The 25,285-nt window shown below is 65.5% G+C and carries 23 protein-coding genes, 1 tRNA gene and 1 other RNA gene; 22 read left to right on the top strand and 3 right to left on the bottom strand.

All coding sequences use genetic code 11. The features are described 5' to 3' along the window. Positions 1 to 146: 146 nt before the first annotated feature. The 9 genes from cfa to rlmM all read left to right on the top strand — a co-directional run bounded on the left by cfa (position 147) and on the right by rlmM (position 10,966). Positions 147 to 1,277 carry a cyclopropane fatty acyl phospholipid synthase gene (gene cfa / locus F622_RS0102430; protein ID WP_038071463.1) on the top strand — a complete coding sequence of 377 codons (1,131 nt, stop codon included), beginning with the start codon at positions 147 to 149 and terminating at the stop codon, positions 1,275 to 1,277. After that, on the top strand, positions 1,274 to 2,611 hold the full coding sequence (locus F622_RS0102435) for an FAD-binding protein (RefSeq protein WP_019571252.1): 1,338 nt from the start codon (positions 1,274 to 1,276) through the stop codon (positions 2,609 to 2,611). Before cfa ends, F622_RS0102435 begins: the two co-directional genes overlap by 4 nt. A gap of 217 nt (positions 2,612 to 2,828) precedes the next feature. Continuing rightward, positions 2,829 to 2,905, top strand: a tRNA-Val gene (locus F622_RS0102440). A gap of 149 nt (positions 2,906 to 3,054) precedes the next feature. Continuing rightward, complete coding sequence (locus F622_RS0102445) at positions 3,055 to 4,617, top strand: phospholipase D family protein (RefSeq protein ID WP_019571253.1); 1,563 nt, start codon at positions 3,055 to 3,057, stop codon at positions 4,615 to 4,617. A 49-nt stretch (positions 4,618 to 4,666) separates the two neighbouring features. Continuing rightward, positions 4,667 to 5,215, top strand: coding sequence for an RDD family protein (locus tag F622_RS0102450; RefSeq protein WP_018145771.1), 549 nt, complete (start codon positions 4,667 to 4,669; stop codon positions 5,213 to 5,215). 49 nt (positions 5,216 to 5,264) lie between these two features. Next, complete coding sequence (locus tag F622_RS0102455; protein ID WP_019562453.1) at positions 5,265 to 6,452, top strand: NAD(P)/FAD-dependent oxidoreductase; 1,188 nt, start codon at positions 5,265 to 5,267, stop codon at positions 6,450 to 6,452. A gap of 139 nt (positions 6,453 to 6,591) precedes the next feature. Beyond that, the gene (locus F622_RS0102460; protein WP_018145769.1) at positions 6,592 to 7,596 is read left to right on the top strand and encodes a class I fructose-bisphosphate aldolase; all 1,005 of its coding nucleotides are present in this window, start codon (positions 6,592 to 6,594) and stop codon (positions 7,594 to 7,596) included. Between the two features lie 456 nt (positions 7,597 to 8,052). Next, positions 8,053 to 9,786, top strand: coding sequence for a thiosulfohydrolase SoxB (gene soxB, locus F622_RS0102465; RefSeq protein WP_019562454.1), 1,734 nt, complete (start codon positions 8,053 to 8,055; stop codon positions 9,784 to 9,786). 103 nt (positions 9,787 to 9,889) lie between these two features. Then, a complete protein-coding gene (gene rlmM, locus F622_RS0102470; RefSeq protein WP_019562455.1) occupies positions 9,890 to 10,966 on the top strand; it encodes a 23S rRNA (cytidine(2498)-2'-O)-methyltransferase RlmM in 1,077 nt (358 codons plus the stop codon). Between the two features lie 8 nt (positions 10,967 to 10,974). Here the strand turns inward: rlmM and F622_RS0102475 are convergent, their stop codons facing one another. Then, the gene (locus F622_RS0102475; protein ID WP_018176843.1) at positions 10,975 to 11,394 is read right to left on the bottom strand and encodes a secondary thiamine-phosphate synthase enzyme YjbQ; all 420 of its coding nucleotides are present in this window, start codon (positions 11,392 to 11,394) and stop codon (positions 10,975 to 10,977) included. Between the two features lie 226 nt (positions 11,395 to 11,620). On the opposite strand from F622_RS0102475, the gene F622_RS0102480 reads away from it, so the two are divergent. From F622_RS0102480 to F622_RS0102535, 12 genes are all read left to right on the top strand, one after another. Beyond that, positions 11,621 to 12,823, top strand: coding sequence for a site-specific integrase (locus F622_RS0102480; RefSeq protein ID WP_019571254.1), 1,203 nt, complete (start codon positions 11,621 to 11,623; stop codon positions 12,821 to 12,823). A 152-nt stretch (positions 12,824 to 12,975) separates the two neighbouring features. Further along, positions 12,976 to 13,143 carry an AlpA family transcriptional regulator gene (locus F622_RS13630; RefSeq protein WP_231365736.1) on the top strand — a complete coding sequence of 56 codons (168 nt, stop codon included), beginning with the start codon at positions 12,976 to 12,978 and terminating at the stop codon, positions 13,141 to 13,143. Then, the gene (locus F622_RS0102485; protein ID WP_019571255.1) at positions 13,140 to 13,361 is read left to right on the top strand and encodes a hypothetical protein; all 222 of its coding nucleotides are present in this window, start codon (positions 13,140 to 13,142) and stop codon (positions 13,359 to 13,361) included. The genes F622_RS13630 and F622_RS0102485 overlap by 4 nt, the downstream gene beginning before the upstream one ends. Beyond that, positions 13,358 to 13,690: a hypothetical protein gene (locus tag F622_RS0102490; protein ID WP_019571256.1), complete on the top strand. Its 333-nt coding sequence runs from the start codon at positions 13,358 to 13,360 to the stop codon at positions 13,688 to 13,690. The genes F622_RS0102485 and F622_RS0102490 overlap by 4 nt, the downstream gene beginning before the upstream one ends. Then, positions 13,683 to 14,771 (top strand): helicase RepA family protein, encoded by a 1,089-nt coding sequence (locus F622_RS0102495; protein WP_019571257.1) that lies wholly within the window; start codon positions 13,683 to 13,685, stop codon positions 14,769 to 14,771. The genes F622_RS0102490 and F622_RS0102495 overlap by 8 nt, the downstream gene beginning before the upstream one ends. Positions 14,772 to 14,931: 160 nt before the next feature. After that, positions 14,932 to 15,321 carry a hypothetical protein gene (locus F622_RS0102500; protein WP_019571258.1) on the top strand — a complete coding sequence of 130 codons (390 nt, stop codon included), beginning with the start codon at positions 14,932 to 14,934 and terminating at the stop codon, positions 15,319 to 15,321. Between the two features lie 82 nt (positions 15,322 to 15,403). Continuing rightward, positions 15,404 to 15,952 (top strand): hypothetical protein, encoded by a 549-nt coding sequence (locus F622_RS0102510; RefSeq protein WP_019571260.1) that lies wholly within the window; start codon positions 15,404 to 15,406, stop codon positions 15,950 to 15,952. Between the two features lies 1 nt (position 15,953). Further along, on the top strand, positions 15,954 to 16,373 hold the full coding sequence (locus F622_RS0102515) for a hypothetical protein (RefSeq protein ID WP_019571261.1): 420 nt from the start codon (positions 15,954 to 15,956) through the stop codon (positions 16,371 to 16,373). Position 16,374: 1 nt separating this feature from the next. After that, positions 16,375 to 17,007, top strand: a complete 633-nt coding sequence (locus F622_RS0102520) for a hypothetical protein (protein ID WP_019571262.1) — start codon at positions 16,375 to 16,377, stop codon at positions 17,005 to 17,007. Beyond that, positions 17,004 to 17,354, top strand: a complete 351-nt coding sequence (locus F622_RS0102525) for a hypothetical protein (protein ID WP_019571263.1) — start codon at positions 17,004 to 17,006, stop codon at positions 17,352 to 17,354. Before F622_RS0102520 ends, F622_RS0102525 begins: the two co-directional genes overlap by 4 nt. A gap of 153 nt (positions 17,355 to 17,507) precedes the next feature. Beyond that, positions 17,508 to 17,807, top strand: a complete 300-nt coding sequence (locus F622_RS13350) for a DUF1441 family protein (protein ID WP_038096053.1) — start codon at positions 17,508 to 17,510, stop codon at positions 17,805 to 17,807. Between the two features lie 118 nt (positions 17,808 to 17,925). After that, entirely contained in the window at positions 17,926 to 20,436 is a 2,511-nt protein-coding gene (locus F622_RS0102535; protein WP_231365735.1) for a phage tail tape measure protein, read from the top strand. 102 nt (positions 20,437 to 20,538) lie between these two features. On the opposite strand, the gene F622_RS0102540 is transcribed toward F622_RS0102535, so the two are convergent. Next, the gene (locus tag F622_RS0102540; protein ID WP_019571266.1) at positions 20,539 to 20,763 is read right to left on the bottom strand and encodes a hypothetical protein; all 225 of its coding nucleotides are present in this window, start codon (positions 20,761 to 20,763) and stop codon (positions 20,539 to 20,541) included. A gap of 117 nt (positions 20,764 to 20,880) precedes the next feature. Further along, positions 20,881 to 21,241: a transfer-messenger RNA gene (gene ssrA, locus F622_RS13635) on the bottom strand. Positions 21,242 to 21,374: 133 nt separating this feature from the next. Here ssrA and purL point away from each other — a divergent pair. Further along, positions 21,375 to 25,250 carry a phosphoribosylformylglycinamidine synthase gene (gene purL, locus F622_RS0102545; protein ID WP_018176842.1) on the top strand — a complete coding sequence of 1,292 codons (3,876 nt, stop codon included), beginning with the start codon at positions 21,375 to 21,377 and terminating at the stop codon, positions 25,248 to 25,250. Positions 25,251 to 25,285 lie beyond the last annotated feature (35 nt).

A 25,285-nucleotide genomic window follows, 5' to 3' on the forward strand; every position in this document is an offset into this window, starting at 1 on the left:
AACGGCGGAAGGCGGGTGAACGAGGGGACCGGATCTGGAGGAGAACGGACCATTGCGAATTTGGATCTAGCTCATAACTCTGCCTAAAGTGGAGGGATTTATCGCGGCTGGAAACCGGCCGTCCGATTCTTGCAAGGAGCACGAGCATGTCAGCAAGCCAACAAGTCACGGACCTATTGCTCAGCGCTGACATCGAGGTTGGTGGCGAGCGGCCCTGGGATGTTCAGGTCCACGACGAGCGGCTGTATCGGCGGATTCTGGCCGAGGGGTCGCTCGGCACCGGCGAGGCCTACATGGACGGCTGGTGGGACGTCGAGCGGCTGGACGAGTTGTTCTTCCGGATCCTCCGGGGACGCCTGGAGCGCAAGGTGCGCAGCCCCGCGGTACTCGGCCGGGTGCTGCTGAGCTGGCTCGCCAACGAGCAGAGTCGCCGGCGCTCGCGGCGGGTCGCGGAGCAGCACTACGACCTCTCGAACCGGCTCTACGAGGCCATGCTCGGGCCGACCATGCAATACACCTGCGCCTATTACGGCCCCGACGGGGCCGACGCGACCCTGGACGAAGCCCAGCGCGCGAAGCTGGACCTGATCGCGCGCAAGCTGCACCTGGAGCCGGGTATGCGCGTGCTCGAACTGGGCGGCGGGTTCGGCGAGCTGGCCCGGTTTCTGGCCGCGGAGCACGGATGCGAGGTGGACAGCTACAACATCAGCAGTCAGCAGGTGGAGTACGCGAGAGGGCTTTGCGAGGGCCTGCCGGTCGACGTTCGGCAGCAGGACTACCGCGAGGCGGCCAATGAATCCCGGCAATACGACCGTGTCCTGAGTGTCGGTCTGATGGAGCACGTCGGGCCGAAGAACTTTCGCGCCTTCTTCGATCTGGCCCGGGCCCGCCTGAAGCCCGGCGGCCTGGCGCTGGTCCACACCATCGGCGGCAACATTAGCCGTGGCGGCACCGACCCCTGGATCGCGAAATACATCTTCCCCGGTGGCGTGATCCCATCCGAGGCGCAGCTCACCCGGGCCAAGGAGGGGCTGTTCGTGCTCGAGGACTGGCACAACTTCGGCCCGGACTATGACCGCACCCTGATGGCCTGGGACGACAATTTCGTCGCCGCCTGGCCGGAGCTGAAACAAAGCGAAGGCCTGGATGAACGCTTCTACCGGATGTGGCGCTATTACCTGCTGAGCTGTGCCGGCGCCTTCCGGGCGCGCCAGCTGAATCTCTGGCAGCTCGTGCTCAGCCACGGGGATCTGCCGCGTTACGAGCCGGTCCGATGAGCAGCGCCGCCTGGGCCGCCCACCGCAATCGTGTGGAGGCGATGGCCGCGGCGCTGGCCGGGTCGGACGGACCGGTGCGCCTGAGAAAGTCCACCAGCAACCTGTTCAGGCCGCGCCAGGAGGCCCGCCGGACCGAGATCGACGTGGCTTCGCTCAACCACGTGATCGAGATCGACGCCGAGGCCGGCGTTGCCGAGGTGGAGGGCATGACGACCTATGCCGACGTGGTCGACGCAACCCTGCCGCACGGCCTGGCACCGGCCATCGTGCCGGAACTCAGGAGCATCACGGTCGGCGGCGCGACCACCGGGATCGGCATCGAGTCGGGCGCGTTCCGCTACGGCCTGGTGCACGACACGGTGGACGAGCTCGACGTCATGGTCGCCGACGGCCGCGTGTTGACCTGTTCGCGCGAGCAGCGCCCGGAACTGTTCTACGGCTTTCCGAACTCCTACGGCAGCCTCGGTTACGCCACCCGGGTCCGGCTGCGGCTGATTCGGGTGGGGCCTTATGTGCGGCTCGAGCACACCCGCTTCCGCGACCCCGAAGAACTGTTCGCCGCGATCGCCGAGGAATGCGCGCACCCGACCTGCGCGTTCCTCGATGGCGTGTACTTCGCACCCGGCGATTACGTGCTGACCCGCGCGCATTGCGTGGAATCGCCGCCGGCGGGCACCGAGGCCAGCGACTACACCTGGATGCGCCAGTACTGGGAGAGCCTGCGCGAACGGCGCGAGGATTATCTGAGCATCCACGACTACCTCTGGCGCTGGGACACCGACTGGTTCTGGTGCAGCAGGAATGTCGGCGCCCACCTCAAGCCGGTGCGGCTGCTTCTCGGGCGCAAACGCCTGTCGAGCGTGACCTACCAGAAGATCATGCGCGCCAGCCGCCGCTGGCCGCTGAGCCTGCTCCACGCGGTTCGCCCGCGCAGCGAGGCGGTGATCCAGGACGTCGACATCCCGATCGCCAGCGCCGCGGCGTTTCTGGCCGATTTCGAGGCCGAAATCGGGATCCGTCCGGTGTGGATCTGCCCATTTGTCGTGCCCGAGGCCGGGTTCTCGTTGTTCCAGCTGCGTACCGATACCGCGTACATCAACTTCGGCTTCTGGGACATGGTCCGCTCCAGCGAGCCCGACGGCTATTACAACGCGAGGGTCGAGGCACTGGTCGCGAAGCACGGCGGCAAGAAGAGCCTGTACTCGCGCAGCACCTACGACGAAGCGACCTTCTGGCAGAACTACGACCGCCCGGCCTACGAGGCCCTCAAGCGCGAATGCGATCCCGAAGGACGCTTTCCGGGACTCTATGAAAAGGCGGTGCAACGGGGCTGAGGCCGGTTGGGTCTCGAGGCCGGAACCGCTCGTCCACACCCTGGTGCGTCGCGCGCCGGGAAACCGCGGCGACCGGCAAGAGCGCGATCGACGGTCAACGCAGCGTTGCGCGTCCAGGGTGCCGCGGGCCGACCCCGTTAACGCGGCACGCAAAATGAGTTAACGGATGCTTTGACAGGGGGCGGGGAGTCGGTAGAATACGCGGCTCGAAGACGACAGGCGCGTAGCTCAGCTGGTTAGAGCACTACCTTGACATGGTAGGGGTCGTTGGTTCGAGTCCAATCGCGCCTACCAATTTGTTGAAAAAAGCGAGTCAGGGTCCGCCCGGCTCGCTTTTTTTATGCCTGGGCGGTCGGTATCGACAGGGCGCGTACGCGGCGTCAGGCTGGCACCGGGCGTGCCATTCGATATAAGGGGGCATCGCGTCGGGCGATTGCTTGTTCATGCTTGATTCGTATCGGTTTTCCTGGCTTCTGGCAGTGCTGTTTCTGGCACTCGCGGCCGGTTGTGCGCCGTTGCAGCCGGCGCCGGAACGCGGATGGCAAGCGCTGGAGCCCCCCGCCTCAGAAGGACCGCTGGCGGAGTGGCTGGAAGGATTTGCGCCGGCCCGCGATCACGGCAAGACGGGATTCCGGCTGCTGGACGAGGGGGCCGAAGCCTTCCGCTGGCGGGTGATGAGCGTGCGCATGGCGCGCGAACGAATCCAGGTGCAGGCCTATATCTGGCGCGACGATGCTGCCGGACGGGTGTTGATGGGCGAATTGCTCGGGGCGGCCGATCGTGGCGTTCGGGTCTCGTTGCTCCTGGATGACGTCGACGCGCGTGGGCGGGACGCGACGCTGGCCGCGATTGCGCAGCATCCGAACGTTGAGGTTCGGATCTTCAATCCCTTCCGTACGCGCGAGGGCCTGCTGCGGGCCAGTGCCGAGTTCTTTTTTCGTGGTAGCGACCTGAACCACCGGATGCACAACAAGGCCTGGGTGGTGGACGGGCGCCTGGCGATTACGGGCGGGCGCAATGTCGGGGACGAGTACTTCGAGGCGAGCCCCGATTACAATTTTGCGGATCTGGATCTGGTGGTGGTGGGGCCGCTGGTCCGGGAGATCGACCGGTCGTTCGTGGAATTCTGGAACAGTCCGGGCGCGATCGGGGTCGAGCGCGTTGCGCGAAAGGACGGTTCGCCGGAGCGCCTGGCAATGCAGCAGGGGTCCTTGCGGGCCTGGCTGGCGCAGAATCACACCCATCCCCTGATGCAGATGGAACCCTTGAATGGGCAACCGGTGCCGCAGCCGATTGCCGATCCGGCGGCATATGTGTGGACGACGCAAGCCGAGTTCGTGGTCGATGATGAGGCCAAGGCGCGTGCACGAGGCGATGGCTCGCGCGTTGCGGACGCCCTGGGTGAGCGGCTGCTGGGGGTGGAGCAGGAACTGCTGATCGTCTCGCCGTATTTTGTTCCGGGGCGTGACGGGACCGCCCAGCTGTCGCGGATGAGCGAGTCGGGGGTGCGTGTACAGGTGCTGACGAACTCGCTGGCGGCGAACGATGTGGCCTTTACCCATGCCGGCTATGCGCGACGGCGACATGCGTTGCTGGATGCCCGGGTCGAGCTCTTCGAGCTGCGTCCGACCGGGCCGCCGCGCTGGGCGCGCCTGGAGCGCGATCGCGGCATCGAGGCCTCCCAGGCCAGCCTGCATTCCAAGCTGCTGGTTTTCGACCGCGAGGAGGCCTTTGTCGGCTCGTTCAACCTGGACCCGCGCTCGGCGCATACCAACAGCGAGTCCGGTGTGTTCCTGTCCGAGCCGGTTTTGGTGGAGCAGCTGGCCGCGCTGCATCAACGGGGGATTCGGCCGCAGGTGGCCTACCGGGTGGAGCGGGATGCATCCGGTGGTCTGGTATGGCGGGACGGTTCCGGAAATGCCTACCGCCAGGAGCCCAAGGCCGGTCTGTGGCGTCGGTTTGTGTCCGGGATGACCCGGATCCTTCCCGTCGAGCCGTTATTGTAGGCGGACCGTCCCGGCGAGAGCGCGCAACATAAAAGGAGAGCGAGACATCATGGATTGTGGACAGTGTGGCAAGCAGAACCCGCCAGAGGCGCGGTTTTGTATTCAGTGTGGTGCGCCACTGGCGGCCGGAGTCGGTAGTGACGACGGCCCGCCCGAGGCGCGCGCGGCTTACGGTGGCTTCTGGGTGCGCGTGGGGGCCTATCTGCTGGATGCGGTGATTATCGGTGTGCCGCAGATCGTGGCGCAGGCGCTGATCAGTCCGGAGACCCTGGCTGCGCGCGGGCCGGATGATCCCGTGCCGCCGGGGGAGGCGGCCTGGTTTCTGGTGAATGTTGTGGTGGCCTGGCTGTATTGGGCCGGCATGCACAGCTCCCAGTACCAGGCGACGCTGGGCAAGATGGTGTTCGGGCTGCGGGTGGTGGACTTCCAGGGTGAGCGGATCTCGTTCCTGCGTGCGACCGGGCGGCATTTCGCGACCATCCTGTCCGGGCTGATCCTGATGATCGGCTACATCATGGTGGCCTTTACCAAGCGTCGGCAGGCCTTGCATGACCTGATCGCGCAGACTTTGGTGGTACGCAAGGAGTGGGTGCGCTGATTGTGCCAGGGACGACGCCCGACTCCCGGTTCGAGCCGCAGCGCGCGCCATGAGTGAGGCGGCGAAGCATTTCGATGTGGTCGTGATCGGGGGCGGGGCGGCCGGGCTGATGTGTGCCCTGACGGCGGGCGACCGCGGGCGCCGGGTACTGGTGCTGGACCACGCCAACCGGGTCGGGAAGAAGATCCTGATGTCGGGCGGCGGCCGCTGCAACTTCACCAACATGTACTGCGAGCCGGAGAACTTCATCTCCGCGAACCCGCATTTCGTGAAGTCCGCGCTCAGCCGCTATAGCCAGTGGGACTTCATCGCCCTGGTGGACAAGCACGGCATTCCCTACCACGAGAAGAAGCTGGGGCAGCTGTTCTGCGACCGTTCGTCGAAGGATATCGTGCAGATGCTGCTGGACGAGTGCGCGGCGGCCGGTGTCGCGGTGCGCACCGACACGCCGGTGACGGATGTGGAAACGGGCTCGCCGCACCGCCTGCAGGCCGGTGCGGAGACCATTGCCTGCGAGTCGCTGGTGATCGCGACGGGCGGCTATTCCATCCCGCGCATGGGGGCCACCGGATTCGGGCTGGACCTCGCGCGCTCGCTGGGGCTGCCGGTGCAGCCAACCCGTCCGGCCCTGGTGCCGTTCACCCTGAGCGGGCGGCCCCTGGAGGAGCTGGAGGGGCTGTCGGGGGTGGCGCTGGATACGGTGACGACGGCCGGGGGCATGGGGTTTCGCGAAAATCTGCTGTTCACGCATCGGGGATTGAGCGGGCCGGCGGTGTTGCAGGCGTCGTCCTACTGGGAGGAGGGGCAGGCGGTGGCGATCGACCTGTTCCCGGGCATTGATCTGGCGGCGCATTTGCGCGAACTGCGCGAACAGCGACCGAAGCTGGAGCTCAAGAGTGTGTTGGGCGAGCAGCTGACGCGCCGGGTTGCGCAGCGCTGGTGCGAGTTGTGGGTGGAGAACCGGGCGCTGGAGCACTTGAGCAACGCGGATATCGAGCAGGTAGTGGCCGCTTGTCAGCCATGGACGGTGTGGCCCGCAGGGACCGAGGGTTATCGTACGGCGGAGGTCACCCTGGGCGGGGTGGATACCGCTGCGCTGTCATCCAAGACGATGGAGTGCCGGACGATCCCGGGCCTTTACTTCATTGGCGAGGTGGTGGATGTAACCGGGCACCTGGGTGGCCACAACTTCCAGTGGGCTTGGGCCTCCGGACACGCCGCGGGCGAGTACGCCTGAGCGGTTTTCGTGCGCCGTGCACACGGCCTTTCGTGCTGTTCCGGAAACTGTGGTGGGGTTTTCCCTGTCGGGTTGGAAGAACCCGCGGAGGGTGACTACTCTTCGAAGGCAGTCCCACGCAGAAACCCAAGGAGCAGGCATGAAGATCGATCAGTTGGTAGAGACGGCCGAAGCGATGGTGGCCCCCGGCAAGGGCATCATCGCCATTGATGAATCCACCGGGACGATTGCCAAGCGCCTGGGTGCGGTCGGTGTCGAGAATACCGAGGAGAACCGCCGCACGTACCGCGAGCTGTTGCTGACGACGCCGAAGCTGAAGGAGTACATCTCGGGCGCGATCCTGTATGACGAGACGCTTCGCCAGTCCACCCGTGACGGCAAGCCGTTCGTGGACGTGATGAACGAGGCCGGCATCCTGCCCGGCATCAAGGTCGATACCGGCGCGAAGGATCTGGCCGGCTTCCCCGGGGAGAAGGTGACCGAGGGCTTGGACGGGCTGCGCGAGCGGCTCGAGGAGTACGCGCGGATGGGGGCCCGGTTTGCCAAATGGCGCGCGGTCATCACCATTGGCGAGACCATGCCCACGGATACCTGCATCGAGTCGAATGCGCATGCCCTGGCACGGTATGCCGCACTGTGCCAGGAGCACGGGATCGTGCCGATCGTGGAGCCCGAGGTCCTGATGGATGGCGACCATGACATCGAGACCTGTTACGGCGTGACCGAGGCGACCCAGCGGGCCGTGTTCCGGGCGCTGTACGAGCATCACGTGCTGCTCGAGGGCACCATCCTCAAGGCCAGCATGGTGCTGCCGGGCAAGGACTGCCCCGAGCAGGCCAGTGTCGAGGACGTCGCCCATGCGACCCTGCGCTGCCTGGAATCCGCCGTGCCGGCGATCCTGCCGGGGGTGGTGTTCCTCTCGGGGGGGCAGAGCGACGCCGATGCCACCAACCACCTGGACGCCATGAACCAGATCGGTGGGACACCGTGGCCGCTGTCCTTCTCCTATGGCCGTGGCATGCAGCAGGCCGCGATGGAGCTTTGGGGCAAGGATCCCGCCGCCAATTTCGAGAAGGCCCAGCAGACGGTGTTCGAGCGCGCCCGGGACAACGGGCTGGCGGCCCAGGGAAAGTACGGGGCCTGAGGTCGCCGCCTGCCAACCGCGGTGCGCAAGCGCGGCAAATGGGTCGCCGTATATATTGATCTGGATCAAGAAAGACCGTCGGAAGGCTGGCTAGCCTGAGATCGTCGGATCCGATCCTCGGCCTAGCAAGGGATGCACGATCCCCCAGCGTGCGCTGCGGGCCGATTGCTTCCGACGGTGTATGTCGCGTCTTGGCCTGCTATCTCCGGATAGCAGGCTTTTTTGTGTCTGCACCGGTGCGAAATGTGACGGGCGTTGCAAAAAGATGGAAATTCGCCAACACTCAGGAAATTGCGTCTTTTGCTCCCGATCTCCATCAAACATCGCGAAAATGCGCTTTTGTTGTGTCCATTCCCCCATCCGGTTCGGGGAACATTCGCGGTGGCCGTGCGTCGTGAGCTTGGTAAGGGGTGCGATTGGCGTCCCGGATAAAACCAAGCCACCAAGGAGATCCATATGAGTCTTACGCGCAGAGAGTTTCTCGAAGCCATGGTCGCGGCCAGTGCCGCCGGCTTCTCGATGAATGCCTGGGCAGGCGAGAAGGGGTCCTGGAAGCCGGCCGATGCAAACATGTACGACCTGCCGAAATTCGGCAACGTGTCGCTGCTGCACTACACCGACTGCCACGCGCAGCTGAAACCGGTGCACTTCCGCGAGCCGGACGTGAACATCGGCGTGGGCGACATGCAGGGCAAGCCGCCAGTGCTGGCCGGCAAGGAAATGCTGGAATATTTCGATATCCAGCCGGGCACGCCGTTGGCGCATGCTGTCACCCATATGGACTTCAAGTATGCGGCCGAGAAATACGGTCGTCTGGGTGGGTTCTCCCATCTGTCCACGCTGGTCCAGAAGCTGCGCGCGGAGCGCCCGAATTCCCTGCTGCTGGATGGTGGCGATACCTGGCAGGGCTCCGCCACGTCGCTGTGGACGAACGGGCAGGACATGGTCGATGCGCAGAAACTACTGGGCGTGGACATCATGGTCGGCCACTGGGAGTTCACCTTCGGCGACGAGCGGGTGATGGAGATCATCGAAAACGACTTCAAACCCAACAACATCGAGTTCCTGGCGCAGAACATCGAGGATCGCGACTGGGGCGACCCGGTGTTCGAGCCCTATACCATCCGCGAGATGAATGGTGTGCCGGTCGCCGTGATCGGCCAGGCGTTTCCCTATACATCCGTGGCCAACCCCGACTACATGTTCCCGGACTGGAGCTTCGGCATCCGCGACGAGAACATGCAGCGCATGATCGACGAGTGCCGCGAGAAGGGCGCCAAGGTCGTGGCAATCCTGTCGCACAACGGGATGGTCACCGACATGGAGATGGCGCGTCGCCTGCGCGATGTGGACATCATCATGGGCGGGCACACGCATGACGCGGTGCCGGGCGCGATGGAGATCGAGAATGCCGGCGGCGAGACCACGCTGGTCACCAATGCCGGTTCCAATGGCAAGTTCCTTGGCGTGATGGATCTCGACGTGACCGACAGCGGCATCCGCGACTACAAGTTCACGCTGCTGCCGGTGTTCTCCAACCTGATCGAGGCGGATGCCGAGATGGAGGAGCACATCCGCTCGGTGCGCGAGCCCTATGAGGACAAACTGAATGAAGAACTGGCCGTAACCGACGGTGTTCTCTACCGCCGCGGCAACTTCAACGGTACCTTCGACGAGGTCATCATGGATGCGATGATCAAGGAAATGGATGCCGAGGTTGCCCTGTCGCCCGGCTTCCGCTGGGGCATTAGCGTCCTGCCGGGTTCGCCCATCACCTTCGAGGAGTTGATGACGCAGACCGCGACCACCTATTCGGAGACGCAGCGCAACGAGATGACCGGTGCGCAGCTGAAGAATGCCCTGGAGGACGTGGCCAACTCGATCTTCAATGCCAATCCCTACCATCACCGCGGCGGGGACATGGTGCGAACCTCGGGCATCGAATACACCATCGATCCGCACGAATCGATGGGTAGCCGTATCAGCGACATGCACATCAACGGTGAGCCGCTGGACCCGGACAAGAACTACGTGGTGGCCGGCTGGGCCAATGTCCACGAGCCGCTGGATACCGATCCGGTATGGGATGTGGTCGCCGGGTATCTGCGCGATCGCGACACCATCAGCCCCGGCAAGCCCTATCTGCCGAAGCTGAAGAACGTGGCGGGTGATCCTGGCCTGGATCGCTGATCGGCGTTTGGCTTGGCCCGCGCAAGCGGTCCGGGTAGTCTCGCAGCCGCCGTGCACCATTCGGGTGTGCGGCGGCTTTTGTGTGTGGGAGAGGGGTTCTGGGATGGAAGCGAGCGGATCAGGCTTTTCCGGCCTGCTGCTGTATTGTCGCGCGGGCTTCGAGGCGGACCTGACGGCCGAGCTGACCGACCGGGCAGCGCGCGCGGGGCTGGGTGGCTTTGCGCGGGTGCAGCCCGGCAGCGGGTACGTCCATTTCGAGCCGGCCGGCTGCACGGTGGAGGCGCTGGCGCGCGCATTGCCGTTCGAGGAATTGATCTTTGCGCGGCAGGTCTTTCCGGCGTTGCCCGCACTCGAGGGCCTGGATCGCGCGGATCGGCTGACGCCCATCATCGAACAGGCGTTTGCAGCCGGATGCCCGGTGGATTCCATCTGGCACGAGATGCCCGATACCAACGAGGGCAAGGGCCTGCGCCGGTTGATCAAGGCCGTGGAACGCCCGCTGGCCTCCGTCCTGCGCAAACGCGGGGTACTGCGGGCGCAGGCAGGCGGGTTGCGCCTGCATGTGTTCTGGCGCTCCGGCGACTGCGTGCAACTGGGCCTTAGCCGGCCCGGCGAGCGCAGCGAGTGGCCGGGCGGGATCCTGCACCTGCGCTCGCCGCGCGAGGCACCCAGCCGGTCGACCCTGAAGCTGGAGGAGGCCTGGCACACCTTCATCCCGCGGGAGGCCTGGGACACGCGCCTGGCGCAGGGCATGCAGGCCGTGGATCTGGGCGCGGCTCCGGGCGGCTGGACCTGGCAGCTGGTGCGGCGCGGCATGTACGTGCATGCAGTAGACAACGGGCCGATGGATGCCCCGTTGATGGCAACCACGCAGGTGGAGCACCACCGCGAGGACGCCTTCTCCTGGGTGCCACCGAAATCGGTCACCTGGCTGGTCTGCGACATCGTGGACAAGCCCTCGCGGGTGGCCGCACGCATGGCGGACTGGCTGGAGGCCGGCTGGTGCCGCGAGGCCATCTTCAATCTCAAGCTGCCGATGAAACAGCGCTGGCAGACCGTATACGACTGCCTCGACCACATCGAGGAACGCCTGCTGGATGCCCGAATCACCCACCGGATGCGGGCGCGCCAGCTCTATCACGACCGCGAGGAGATCACCGTGCATGTAGAGCGGGGCTGAGTCGGGTTCTACTCGCCCTGCACCGTGATCGTGAGCTTGCGGGTTTGGGCGGCGTAGCGGTGCTCCCAGAGGAAGAGGCCCTGCCAGGTGCCGAGGATCAGTCGGCCTTGGCCGACCGGCACGGTCAGGTCGTTGTGCGTGAGCATGGCGCGGGCATGGGCGGCCATGTCGTCGTCGCCTTCCATGTCGTGGCGGTAGGCGGGGTCGCCGTCCGGGGCCATGCGTGCGATCAAGGTCTCCAGGTCGTGGCGGACGTCGGGATCGGCGTTCTCGGTGACCAGCAGGGAGGCGCTGGTGTGATGCTGGAAGACGTGACAGGTGCCGGTGGTAATGCCGGAGGCGCGTACGATGTGCTCCACGGCGGTGGTGATGTGGTGGGTTCCGCGGCCTCGGGTCTGCTGCGTCAGGGTGTCCTGGTAGACGGCCATGCGATTCCTCGAATGCAAACAAAAAAGCGCCCGTAGGCGCTTGATTGGTCGATCTAAATTGGTGGAGGCGGCGGCCACCACTGTGGCGTTGCAATCCGTCCCAACCAATCCCAATAAGCGACTGTTTTGCCGGACCTTTCCGGCTCCCTCGGGCTATCCCTTGTTGAAAACCGTATCACCCTGTAGCATCCAAGCGCAAGGGTTTTTGATAGACAGGAAGGGAGACATGCCGAAACAGGCCAAGGAGATGGGCGCGCTCGAAGTGAAGCGCCTGGACCGTCCGGGCTTCCATGCGGTGGGCGGGGTCTCCGGGCTCTTGCACCGTATCACGGAGACCGGCGCCCGGGGATGGGTGCTGCGCGTCACGGTCGCGGGCAAGCGTCGGCACTACGGGCTCGGCGGCTACCCGGACGTCTCCCTCGCACAAGCCAAGGAGCGGGCGCGAGAGCTGAAGGATCAGCTATGGAGGGGAATCGACCCCGTGGCCGAACGCAAGGCCGCAAACGACGCCAGGCGAGCCGAGGAGGCCCGGCGGATGACCTTCGCCGATGCGGCCCGGCAATACCACGAAGCAAAGGCGCACGAGTTCCGATCCGCGAAGCATCGGGCCGATTGGCTGTCGAGCCTGGAACGCTATGCCTTCGAGTCCCTGGGCGATCTACCGGTGGCCGAAATCGAGCTGCCGCACGTCCTGGGCGTGCTCAAACCGATCTGGCACGAACGCACGGAGACCGCCACGCGCGTGCGCCAGCGGATCGAGGGCGTGTTGCACTGGGCCACCGTCTCGGGATACCGGGAAGGGGAGAACCCGGCCCGCTGGAAAGGTAACCTCGACGTGACGCTGCCGGCGCCGCAGAAGATCCGGAAGGTGAAGCATCATCGGGCGCTGCCCTGGAAAGACGTGCCCGCGTTCATGGCCGATCTGCGAGGCCGCGACGGCATGGGTGCCCGGGCGCTCGAGTTCGCCATCCTGACGGCCGCCCGCTCCGGGGAAGTCCGCAAAGCCTGTTGGACCGAGATCGACCTCGACGCCCGCGTCTGGACCGTGCCGGGCGATCGGATGAAGACCGGCAAGCCGCATCGTGTGCCGCTGTCCGATGACGCCGTGGCGCTCCTGGAGGCGCTGCCGCGCTTCGAGGGCTCCGATCTGGTGTTCACCGCGCCCCGTGGTGGCCCGCTGTCCGATATGAGTATCAGCGCCGTGTGCAAGCGCATGGGCGTGGACGCGGTGCCGCACGGGTTCCGGAGCAGCTTCAAGGATTGGGCGCGGTCCTCTACCTCATTCCCGGATGAAGTGTCCGAGCTGGCGCTGGCGCATGTGAACAGCGACGCCACCCGGGCGGCCTATGCCCGCGACGAACTGTTGCCGCAAAGGGCCGAGCTGATGGCGGAATGGTCCGCCTTTATGGGAGGCAACAGGACAGGGTAGCATTAATTAGCACAGAACGGAAGATGACGCCGTTCATATTACCGGCCCGACCGTACAACGCCAATCTGGATCTCGCCATAGCAACAGCGACTAGCGAGGTTCAGACAATGGCAGCACGAACAGCAGTGAACAGCACCCAGAGCGCACCGGTCATGGTCTCCGTGTACCGGATCGCTGAGCGCGAGGAAGTTTCCCCCAGCACCGTTTGGCGCTGGGTCCGCAATGGAGATTTCCCGCAGCCCGTTCGACTTTCGCCGGGCTGTACCCGCTGGCGCCTCGAAGATGTCGAACGCTGGGAATCTGAGCGGGGTGCGGCATGAGGGCCGCACACAAAAACGCCCTGGCCGGGGGAGCGGCGCAGGGCGCGAAGGCGGAGCGCGAGGAAGCACTCAGGTCTCAGTATAGCACCGATGATTTGTTTCGCATCGCCCGCATGCGGGCCCACGTCATCGGGATCTACAAAGGCCGCGATCGCAACCGCGCCGTCCGGCACTTCCTGACCGCACTCAAGGCCGCCCTGGCCAGGGGTGACCGATGAATGCCCGCAAGCTGCCCCCGTATGCCCGGCGCCACGCCGAAGCCCTGAAGCATCCACCGCACACCGTCTGGGTCGCGGCCGGTCCCAATGCCTGGAAGTGGGCGCGCTCGCGGCCGAGCCATGTGGTGCTGGTGGCCCCTCCCGAGGAAGATCCGGCCGCGCTGGACTGGCGCATGTGCCGCGGGCATGACCCGGTGCTTGTCGTGCTCACCGGCCCGATGGAAGGCGCGAAGGTGCGCGAGCTGATCGCCGCCCTGTTGCGCGATGGCGTCGAGCGCGTGCTGGACGATACGGGAACGCTGTTCGTGCCGGAGGTGAGCCATGGCTGAAACCGTCTCCATACCGGTACAGCGGATGGAGCCGCCCCGTTTCAAGCTACTGCATGTTTCCGACCTGGAGTTCCGGCCGCCCCGGTTCCTGGTGCGCGACTACCTCGAGGAGGAATCCCTGGCGCTGGTGTTCGGCGATCCCGGTTGCGGCAAGTCGTTCCTCGCCGTCGACCTGGCCTGCTGTATTGCCACCGGTGCCGACTTTCACGGAAACCCCACCAGCCAGGGTGGGGTGGTCTACGTCGCTGGCGAGGGCGCAAATGGCTTGAAGCGGCGGTTTGTGGCCTGGGAGACCCACACGGGCCAGAGCATCGGCGGCGCGCCCCTGTACGTCTCCTGTGCGCCCGCAGCCCTATGTGATCCGGAGTCCGCGCAAGCGGTCGTGCAGGCCGTCGACGCGGTGCCCACCGGGGAGCCGCCGGCGCTGGTCGTGATCGACACCGTGGCCCGCAACTTCGGCCCTGGTGACGAGAACAGCACCCGCGACATGGGCGTGTTCGTCCAGGCCGCCGATGCGATCCGCGAGCGGTACAGCTGCACGGTCCTCCTGATCCACCACAGCGGGCATGGCGACAAGGCCCGCGCCAGAGGGGCAACCGCCCTGCGGGGCGCCCTGGACGCTGAGTATCGAGCCGACAAAGACGAGACCGGCACGGTCCGGATCGAGGCGACCAAGATGAAGGACGCACCGAACCCGGCACCGCTGGCGTTCGAGCTGCGGAGTATCCCGCTGGGCATTGATGACGCAGACGGCCGCGAAGTGACGTCCGCCGCCCTGGCGTCGACCACCTACGAGCCGCCGGCCCGGAGTTCCGGCCGCAAGGGCAAGTGGAAGCAATTCGCCCTAGATCAGCTCGCCCTGCTGTACGAGTCCCGGCGGGCCAACCTCGAAAGCCGAGGGTTTGATCCTGGCACCGCCCGGGTCGAGTTAAGTGAGTGGCGGCAGCAATGCGCCGATGCCGAGATGCCGAAGCAGCGATGGGCTGATGTTCGCAAGGCGTGCGTCGATTCCGGTGACGTTTCCATCGAACACGGTTTTGTACACCTGGAGGTCCGGAAGTCCGGTCCGTCCGCCCCCTAAGGGGAGGCGGACCGGACCGGACCACCTTAACCGGACAACCGGACCAAAACCGGACCTTAACCGGACCGTTAACCGGACCAAAAAGCCAACAATATCAATAGTCTGCGCCTTGACAGACTAAGCCAGCCGATAGACAATACCTATCAGAAGAGGGGACACCATGAACCAAGCCGAAGAACTCGAGCAGCAGCTACGCGAAGACAGCGCCCGCATGTTTGCCGACGCGGACGCCGGCCAGCGGTACTACATCCACAGGCCACCGCAGTTCCCCCCGATCGAATCCTTTGCCCGATTCCAGGAAATGCACGACGCCATCGTCGAGGCCGCGACCCGGAAGATGAGCGGCGCGGTGGAAGATCCCGACCTGACCACCCGCGATAAGGCCCTCGCTTCACAGATCGAAGCGATCAACCTCACCGGTTCCCTGAAGGCGCTACAGGCCGCCGGAGACCCCCGGTGGACGATCCTCGACAAGCGCGTCGAGAACCTGAAGCGCGGGGCAGCGATCGCCATGGAGATCCTGAAACAACGCGGAGGGTGCAACGCATGAACCTGGCCGAACTGAAAGCCCAACTCGACTTCGCGGTCGCCTACGCGATCGCCCTGCGGACCCGACACATGGAGGCCGCCCGATGACCGTCTACAACGGCAACGCCTGGCAGGAACGCCAGCTCGAGATGATGCGCGAAGACCCGAGGCGGTACGGCTGCGCTACCCGCGAACAGCACGTGGTCGAGGCGGAGGCGCGCCGGCAAGTGTTTGTCATTCAGAACGATCCCACCCTGTCCGAAGGTGAAAAGGCAGCACGCGCAGCGGCCGTGATGCGGGAAGCGAAGCGCCCGCAGCTCGCGGAGAAGACACCGGAACAGGATTGGCAGGACCACATGGCGGACGAGAGGGCATTCATGCTCAAGCTCGCAGAGGAAAACCCAGACCTTTTCGACAAGTACACGGAGTCAGAGAGGGCCGCCAGTAAGCAGCAGATGCGCAAGCTCGAAGCCAAGCTGAAGCCGAGCGAAGCCGAGCAGAAGGCCCGCGCCCTGGGGGCCAAGCTCGCGACCTACGAGGACACGCAGCAGATTCAACAGCAGATCGCCAAGGAGCAACTGGCGAAGGCCGAGCTTGAGCGGAAAGCCGAGCAGCTCGGCTACGAGATCCTGCAACAGGAAAAGGATAAGTGACATGCCGAAGCGAAGATTTGCCCCGAAGACCCCTGACGACTCCACGATCCCGCGCGGTCCGGCCAAGGCGTACCTGAACCGCCCGGCACCGAAGAAACGCGCCAAGCCGACCGGTCCTGTACAGCGCGTGAAGACCCCCAAGGTCAAGAACTCCGGCGCATGGACCCCCGTCCTCAACCTCCTGCCCGTCAACTTCAGTCTGGAGATGGCAGAGGAGGCCGACCGCCGTGCCAGCGAGCCGGATTGGACCGAACTCGACTGCGCCGTCGCGCTGGGTTGCACCGTGTCCGAGCTTGCGAACATGCGCCGTGCCGGCACCGGCCCCGAGTTCACGGAGACCCGTGACGGCATCCGGTACAGCCTCGCCGCAATCACCAATCACCTGATCGCCAACATCACCAACATCACCGGGGGCAAGTGAGATGGCCGCGAAAACCGACTTCAAATCCAAGCTGGGCTCCCTGGCTGAGGGCCGGCAGAAACTCCAAAGCGAGATGAAGGCCGCGCACGATGACCTGATGGCCAAGATCGAGACCAAGCGCGACGAGCTGCGGGCGATCAACAGCGCAACCCCGAACGTGGGCGAGATCCTCCACCGGACGCAACTGTCCATCGACGAGATGGCGGGGCGGTATGAGTCCCTCCTGAAGGGAACGTTCGTGGAGGGGCAGTCCCCGGAGAAGATGCTCCAGACAGGCCCGACGATTCCCGACAACGGCAACCTGAAGGGGCCGGCCGGGGCCGTGCTGCGAGGGCGTATGCAAGACAACTGGCGGAGCCAACTGGTGTTCGATCTGTTCGCGCCAGGCGCCAGCGGGGGAGAACCCCAGGACAAAGAGATTACCGGCAACAACATGGCGATGATGATCGCCTGGCTGTTCAAGGATGAACTGGTCGAGCGTATGCGCACCTTCGCAGAGACCCACGCCCCCGCCGGCGAATCCCGCGCAGCCGACATCGAACGGCTGAAGACCGAGATCACCGACCTCGAAGAGCAGGCCGCGCAGATGCGCCGGGAAGCCTCCGAGGCCGGTTTGCACCTGGAGGCCGCATGAACATCCTCGAAGAGATCGCCGAACTGATCGGGTTCCGTGGCGCGTACGAGCTGAGCATCCAGCGCGCCGGGACGAGCTTCTACGTTCCCGGCAAACCAGGCCCCCGTCACTGGTTGCGCGACATTCTCAGCGAAGCCGAGCTGAGCCTCCTGGCTGAACGCTTCGGAGGCGACACGATCACCATGCCCCCCTTGCGCGACAACAGCCGCCATCGGGTGGAGATTGCGCTGAAGAACAATCTCGAAGTGCGGATGGTGGCGATGCTGGCGAACCTGTCCGAGCGACGGGTTCACTCGATCAAAGCCGATCTGGTCGAGTCTGGACGGCTGCCGGGGGATGCGGCGTAGAGGGTAAGGGTTCCCTGGCGATATCCCTTGCATACGGGGTCGCAGAGGCGCCCGCGTCGACCAACTTCAGCAACTTAAACTTGATTGTGAATCAACACTATGAACTCACACGGCGGTAAACGACCGGGCGCAGGCCGGCCCAAAGGCTCAAATGTGAGCGATCACACCGAGCGCTTCAACGCGGCTCGGGCTGACAAGGAACGCTCCCTGGCAGACCTGCGCCGGATGGAAGTCGACACGAATGCCGGGAGGCTGATACCGGCCGCCGAAGTCGAGGAAGCGATCGCGACGGCGTTTGCCCGGATCGCGCAGAAGCTCCATGGCATGCCCGATGACCTTGAGCGCCGCGGCCTGCTGACACCGGAACAGGCCGAACAGGCGGAGCGGATCATCCACGACACGATGGACGGGATCGCCGACCAGCTCGAACAGCTCGGCCCCGAGAAGAGGTAACACGATGGCAGCGAAGCGGAGTACGGTTGAGCTTATCTTTCAGGGCGTCGACCGAACGGGGGAGGCCACGCAAGCCGCGCTCCGGAACGCGCAGTCGTTCACCGATTCCCTGGGCAACGTGACCGCCCCCGTCGCGGACTTCACCAAGAAGGCCGTGGCGTTCGAGGCCGCGCTCCTCGGTGCCGGGGCTGCCATCACCGCATTCTCGATCAAGGCCGCCGGAGACTTCGATTCGGCGTTCCGTGAAATCTCGACCCTGATCGACCAACCCGTCGAGGATCTCGGGGAATTCCGAGACGCCATCCTCGAATACTCGCAGACCAGCACCCAACCGCTGGAGTCGATCACCGGCGCGATCTACAGCGCGATCTCCGCCGGTGTGGACTACGCAGACAGTATCGAAGCCGTCGCGCAGGCCGAACAGCTTGCGGTGGCCGGCAAAGCGGACCTTAACGACTCCCTGACCGTGCTGGTCTCCAGCCTGAACGCCTACGGCCTCGAGATGGACGAGGCGGCCCGATTCAGCGATGCGCTGTTCACGGCGGTACAAGAAGGACAGACCACGTTGCCGGAACTGGGCAACTCGCTGTCGCGGGTCACTGGCCTGGCGTCGACCGGCGGTGTCGAGTTCGAGGAGCTGCTGGCGGCGATCTCCGCGATCACCGCGACCGGCACGCCCACGAACGAAGCCATCACCCGCATACAGCAGGCGTTGGCCAACATCATCAATCCCACGCAGCAAGCGCGCACGATGGCCGAAGAACTCGGGATCGAGTTCGGCGCCACCGCGCTGCGATCCGAGGGGCTGGCCGGGCTGCTGGACACCGTCGCCGAAGCGACCGGCCGCAGCGAAGACCAGATGGGCAAGCTGTTCGGCAGCACCAACGGCCTGTTGGCGGTGCTGGACCTGACGGGCGGCGCGGCGGAGGGGTTTGCCGAGACCCTGGGCAGCATGGAAGACAACGCCGGGGCCACGGATCGCGCCTTTGCCGACATGGCCGGCAGCGTCGAACAGCAGAATCAGCGCGTGGCCAACAGCCTGCGCGGCCTGGCAATCGAGATCGGCGGCCCGCTACTGGATCAGTACGGCGGCGTGACGGACGCCCTGACGGCCGTTTTCCAGGCAGTGGGGGCCAGTGTGCGGGATGGCCAGTTGGGCGACCTGGTGGGCGTCGTGGAGACGATCCTCGCGGATACCGAGTCCGTGTTCCGCAGCATGGCCGAAAACATGACCGAGGCGCTCGAGGAAGCCGACCTTTCGGGCTTCGAGCGCGGTATCGAGGCGCTGCGCGACGGCATCCAAAACCTGTTCAGCAATCAGGATCTGACCACCGCCGAAGGGCTGGCTGATGCCATGACCACGTTGGCTGACGCCTTCGCCGGGCTTTCGCAGTTCACGGCCGGCGTGATCGAGTCGTTCCAATGGCTGCTCGACCTGATGGTTAAGGCGGGTTCGAGCACCGCCGCACTGGACGATAACCTGTTCCGCATGGCCGGGCGGTTTGGCGGCATCGTCACACAGGTCGACCTGCTGTTGCCGCTGCTGAACGGCCTGATCACCCTGATGATCGGTAACCAGGCGCTGAACCTGGTGAAGGGCGCAAACCAGTCTGCGGCCGCCCTGGGCACGCTCGGCAAAGCCCTGGGGGCGATCGGCGTGGCCGGCACCGCTGGCTATGGCGTCGGGTCGTTCCTGAACGACAACGTAGTCGACCCGCTGGTCAACGCGGCCACGGAGAACGAGAACACGCTCGGCACCTGGATCTATGAAGTGATCCACGGCACCGAGGAATGGGAAGGCGCCACGCGCGACCTGAGCGCCGCCACACGCGACCTTGCTCACGACCTGGACGAAACCAACGGGGCCATGGAGGACACCGGCCGCGACTATGACCGCATCGTCAACGAAATGACCGAGGCGGATGACATGGCGCGGGAGTCCAAGCGTCTGTTGTCCGAAGCCTTCGCCGAGCAGGGCCTCGAGTGGGACGCCGCGACCGGGAAGATGGGCGAGGGCAAGCAGGCCACCGAGGAGGCCGCCGAATCGCAAGAGCGGTGGACGCGCACCATGGAGGACGGTGTGGCCACCTTCTCGCAGGTGGGCGAAGTGTTCCGTGGCGAGATGGAAGGCGCCAGCCGGGCGACGGAGGAAGCGGTGGAGCAATCCGACGATCTCAAGATCGCGCTGGAGGAACTCGCCAGTAACGAGCGCATCCGCTACATGGAGTTCCAGGCCAACATGAACGTCGCGGAGGTCGAGGCGCAGACCGCGCAGGTCGAGGCGGCGTTCGGGTCGATCAACAACACCATGGACAGCACCGCGCAGATGCTCGACGGCCTGTTCGGGCAGCTCGGTGACGCCAGCGCCTGGGATCGGCTGGATATCAAAAGCCAGATCGACCGTGAAAACAAGATCCGAGAGGAAGCCCACCAGAAGCAAATGAAGATGCTCGACGAGCATATCCGCAACCTGGAGGCACGCACGGATGCCATGCAACGCGGTGACGCCGCGATCAAGATCGAAGGCGACGGCCTACAGCCGCACCTGGAGGCGTTCATGTGGGAAATCCTGCGCACGATCCAGGTCCGTGTGAACGAAGACGGGCTAGAGATGTTGACGGGCGTGTAGCCAGGCCCCTCGCGGTCCGCCGGGAACCGTGCTCCGCAATCCCGGTAAACCCCCGTCGACGAGTCCTAGCCAGTCCTCAGTCGACGGGGTTTTTTGTGCCTGCTACCGGAAGTACCGCCGCTCCTCGACTCCGATGGGGTCGCTTTCGTCCATCCAGCGGGCGACGTAGCGGCCTGAGGCCAAGCCATCTTCGAGCGCGTCGTGCGCCTGATCGCGGGTATCAAACGGCCCATCCACGATATCGCCAATCAGGCGCCCTCCATCGGGGAGGTCGCGATCCTGGACAACGTAGAAGGCGTTCCATACGGGGGTATTGGTTTCGGTCATTGGTCATTCTCCTGTTGTGGTGAACAGGGTAGACCGGGGGAGCACTTTCGGGAAAGGTGGTCAGAAAGATAGACAGCGCCCGAAGGCGCTGCTAACTCACTGATTTTACTACTTGTTTGGTGGAGGCGGCGGGAATCGAACCCGCGTCCGCAGGACCTCCGCCTTCGGCTCTACATGCTTATTCTGTCTTTTAATTTAACCAGCGACTACCCGACAGGCAGGGAATGTAGCTGGCGATCCCGGTTGAGTTTTAATGGATCCACGCCGGGCGCGCTTCACCACGATCTTATGAGAGTCGACGCCCGATACTGGACGCATAAGCACGGCTCCAGTCGGACGGCATCTACCGGTTTTTAAGCGGCGAGTGCGTAGTTGTCGTCGTTGGCAACTATTTTTTTGCAGCGGTTTTAACGAGGTCCACTACAGCCTCGGCATGCACCTCAGGTTTCGCGACCCGCGTCGAAGCCATGTCGCCCCCAAGTACTACATGGACAGGGTAACGCATTGGGAGTTCCCCAACCAGCGCAATTGCTGTCACGTACCGGTCCCGCGCGGCAGGCGCCTCCGGTACAATGCGCGGCTTTCGGTACGTCCGGTTTCGAGGAAGCGTAATGCGGGTTGTGGAAGGGGGCGCGGCGGTCTCGCCGTTTCGGCTGCGGGCTCTGGAGGCAGGGCTGCGGGCAAGCGTACCGGGTGCCGGCCCGCTGGCGGCACGGTTCATCTATTTCGTGGCGACTCGCCGTCGGCTGAGTCCGGACGAGGAGGCGGTGCTGGCGCGCCTGTTGCGCGAGGGCGATGCCTGGGAGGCCCCCGAGTTTGCGGTGCAACGCGAACTGGTGGTGATCCCGCGCTTTGGCACGATCAGCCCGTGGTCGTCCAAGGCCACCGAGATTGCCCACCATGCCGGGCTGGAGGACGCGGTCGAGCGGATCGAGCGCGGCATCCACTGGCAGATCGGGGGCGAAGCAGCGGCGAGGGCCGATTTGGAGGCGCTGGCCGACCTGCTCCATGATCGCATGACCGACGCGGTGATCGAGGACCCGGCGGCCGCGGCCCAACTCTTTCACCACGAGACGCCACGGTCGCTGGGGCGTGTGGAGCTCGGCGAGGATGCCCGCGCGGCGCTGGAGCGCGCCAATGGCGAACTGGGCCTGGCGCTGTCCCCGGACGAGATCGATTACCTGGCCGATGGGTTCTCCGCGCTGGGGCGCGCGCCGACCGATGCCGAACTGATGATGTTCGCGCAGGCCAACTCGGAACACTGCCGGCACAAGATCTTCAATGCCGCCTGGGTGCTGGACGGCGAGGCCGACGAGCGCACGCTGTTCGGGATGATTCGCCAGACCCATGCGCGCCATCCCGAGGGCGTGCTGTCCGCCTATAGTGATAACGCATCGGTCATCGCCGGGCATGAAGGGACGCGCCTGATGCCGGATGCAATTACCGGCGAGTATCGTCGCGAGGCGCTGGATCTTGCGATCCTGATGAAGGTCGAGACGCATAACCATCCGACCGCGATCTCCCCGTTTCCCGGGGCTGCCACCGGCTCCGGTGGCGAGATCCGCGACGAGGGCGCGACGGGACAGGGGTCCAAGCCCAAGGCGGGGCTGACCGGGTTCTCCGTGTCCAACCTGCGCATTCCCGGCTTCGAACAGCCCTGGGAGCGGGATTTTGGCCGCCCTGGCCGAATCGAGAGCGCGCGCCAGATCATGCTGGATGGCCCGATCGGCGCGGCTGCGTTTAATAACGAGTTCGGACGGCCGGCGCTGGCTGGCTACTTCCGTACCCTGGAGATGGCACTGCCGGATGCCGCCGGTGGCGAGACCCTGTACGGCTATCACAAGCCGATCATGCTGGCCGGCGGGGTCGGGTCGATCCGCGGCGAGCACGTGCACAAGCAGGATGTGCCGGCCGGCACCCCGATCGTCGTGCTGGGTGGCCCGGCGATGCTGATCGGTCTGGGCGGCGGGGCGGCCTCGTCCATGGCGAGCGGGGCGAGTTCGGAGCAGCTGGACTTTGCCTCGGTGCAGCGCGGCAACCCCGAGATGGAGCGGCGCTGCCAGGAAGTGATCGACCGTTGTACGGCCCTGGGGGCCGGCAACCCCATCCTGTCGATCCACGATGTGGGTGCGGGCGGGTTGTCCAACGCCATTCCGGAGATCCTGGACGACGCCGGGCGCGGTGGGGTGATCCAGCTGCGCGACCTGCCGACGGCCGAGCCGGGTCTGTCGCCGATGGAGCTGTGGTGCAACGAGGCGCAGGAACGCTACGTGCTGGCAATTGCCCGCGAACATCTGGAGACCTTCCGTACCCTGGCGGCGCGTGAGCGCGCCCCGTTCGCGGTGGTGGGCGAGGCCACGGACGAGGGGCACCTGAAGGTCGAGGACGACCTGTTCCACGAGCCGCCGGTGGATATGCCCATGGGCATGTTGCTGGGCAAGATGCCGTTGATGACCCGCGAGGACCGCCGCCGGGCGCCGCCGGTGACGGACTTCGACCCCGAGGCCTGTCCGTTGGCGGAGGCGCTGGAGCGCGTGCTGCACGTGCCTTCGGTCGCGGCCAAGCACTTTCTGATCACGATCGGGGATCGCAGCGTGGGGGGGCTGGTCGCGCGCGATCAGATGGTCGGTCCCTGGCAGGTGCCGGTGGCGGACTGCGCCGTCACGCTGACGGATTTCGATGGGTATACCGGCGAGGCGATGGCGATGGGCGAGCGCACGCCGCTGGCGATCCTGTCGGCGCCGGCCTCCGGGCGCATGGCCATCGGCGAGGTGGTGACCAACCTGGCCGGGGCCGATATCGACGGCACGGATGCGATTCGCCTTTCGGCCAACTGGATGGCCGCCGCCGGGGTGCCGGGCGAGGACGCCAACCTGTTCGACACCGTGCGCGCCATTGCCGAGGACCTGTGTCCGGCGCTGGGGATATCGATCCCGGTGGGCAAGGACTCGCTGTCCATGCGCACGGTATGGGAGACCGAGGACGGGCAGGCGCGGCACATGCACGCGCCGGTATCGCTGATCGTGTCGGGCTTTGCCCGGGTCGCGGATGCCCGCCGGACCCTGACGCCGCAGCCGGATCCGGCTGCGGACGATCGGCTGTGGCTGATCGATCTGGGCGAAGGCCGCACGCGCATGGGCGGCTCGGCGCTGGCTCAGGGCTACGGGCATATCGGCGAGACCGCCCCGGACGTGGTGGATGCCGCCCGCCTGCGCGCCTTCTTCGATGCCATCGGCACCCTGCGCCGCAATGGCCTGTTGCGCGCCTACCATGACCGCTCCGACGGTGGACTGGTCACGACCCTGCTGGAGATGGCCTTCGCCGGGCGCTGTGGGCTCGATGTGGAGATCCCTGGCGGCCAGCCGGTAGCGGCCTGGCTGTTCAACGAGGAACTGGGTGCGGTGGTCCAGATGGCTGCGGGTGCCGAGTCCGCGCTGCGCGACGCCTTCGCGGAGGCGGGGCTGGAGGCGCACCTGCACCCGGTGGCGCGCCTGCGCGAGGACGAACAGATCGCCATCCGCCAGGACGGGCGGGATCTGTACACCGGTGACCGTGCCGGTCTGCAGCGTCAGTGGCAGGAGACCTCGGCGCGGATGCAGCGGCTGCGCGATGATCCGGAGTGTGCCGACGAGGAGCTCGCGCGGGTGGATGCCGATGGCGGTCTGCAGCCACGGGTGAATTTCGATCCGGCCGAGGATGTGGCCGCCCCGATGATCGCGCGCGGCGAACGTCCGCGCATTGCGATCCTGCGCGAGCAGGGGGTCAACGGGCAGCTGGAGATGGCGGCGGCGTTCGAGCGCGCCGGGTTTGCCCCGGTGGACGTGCACATGACTGACCTGCTGGATGGGCGCCAGGATCTGGGCTCGATGCAGGGGATGGCCGTCTGCGGCGGGTTTTCCTACGGCGACGTGCTGGGTGCCGGCGGCGGCTGGGCGCAGACCATCCTGAATCATCCGGCTCTGCGGGATGGCTTCCAGGGGTTCTTCGAGCGTCCCGAGACCTTCACGCTGGGGGTCTGCAACGGCTGTCAGATGCTTTCGCATCTCGCGCCGCTGATCCCGGGAGCCGATCACTGGCCGCGCTTTGTGCGCAACCGTTCCGAGCAGTTCGAAGCGCGCCTGTCGCAGGTGCGCATCGAGCCGGGCCCGGCCGTGCTGCTCGACGGAATGGCCGGCTCGGTGCTGCCGGTCGTGGTCTCGCATGGCGAGGGACGCACCCGTTACGCTAATGGTGTGCCGGTCCATGATCAGGCCACCCTGCGCTACGTGGAGGCCGATGACACCCCGGCGACGGTTTATCCGGCCAATCCGAATGGCTCTGCCGGCGGGGCCACCGGCTTCGCGAGTGAGGATGGGCGCGCGCTGATCATGATGCCGCATCCGGAACGCGTGTTCCGCAGCGTGCAGCACAGCTGGCACCCGGCGGACTGGGGCGAGGAGGGCCCGTGGTTGCGGCTGTTCCGCAATGCCCGGGTGTTCGTCGGCTGAAGCCCGCCATGGTCTATAACGGAAACATTTGTTCC

The sequence above is a fragment of the Thioalkalivibrio sp. ALMg3 genome (genome assembly GCF_000381225.1).
Taxonomy (GTDB): Bacteria; Pseudomonadota; Gammaproteobacteria; order Ectothiorhodospirales; family Ectothiorhodospiraceae; genus Thioalkalivibrio; species Thioalkalivibrio versutus.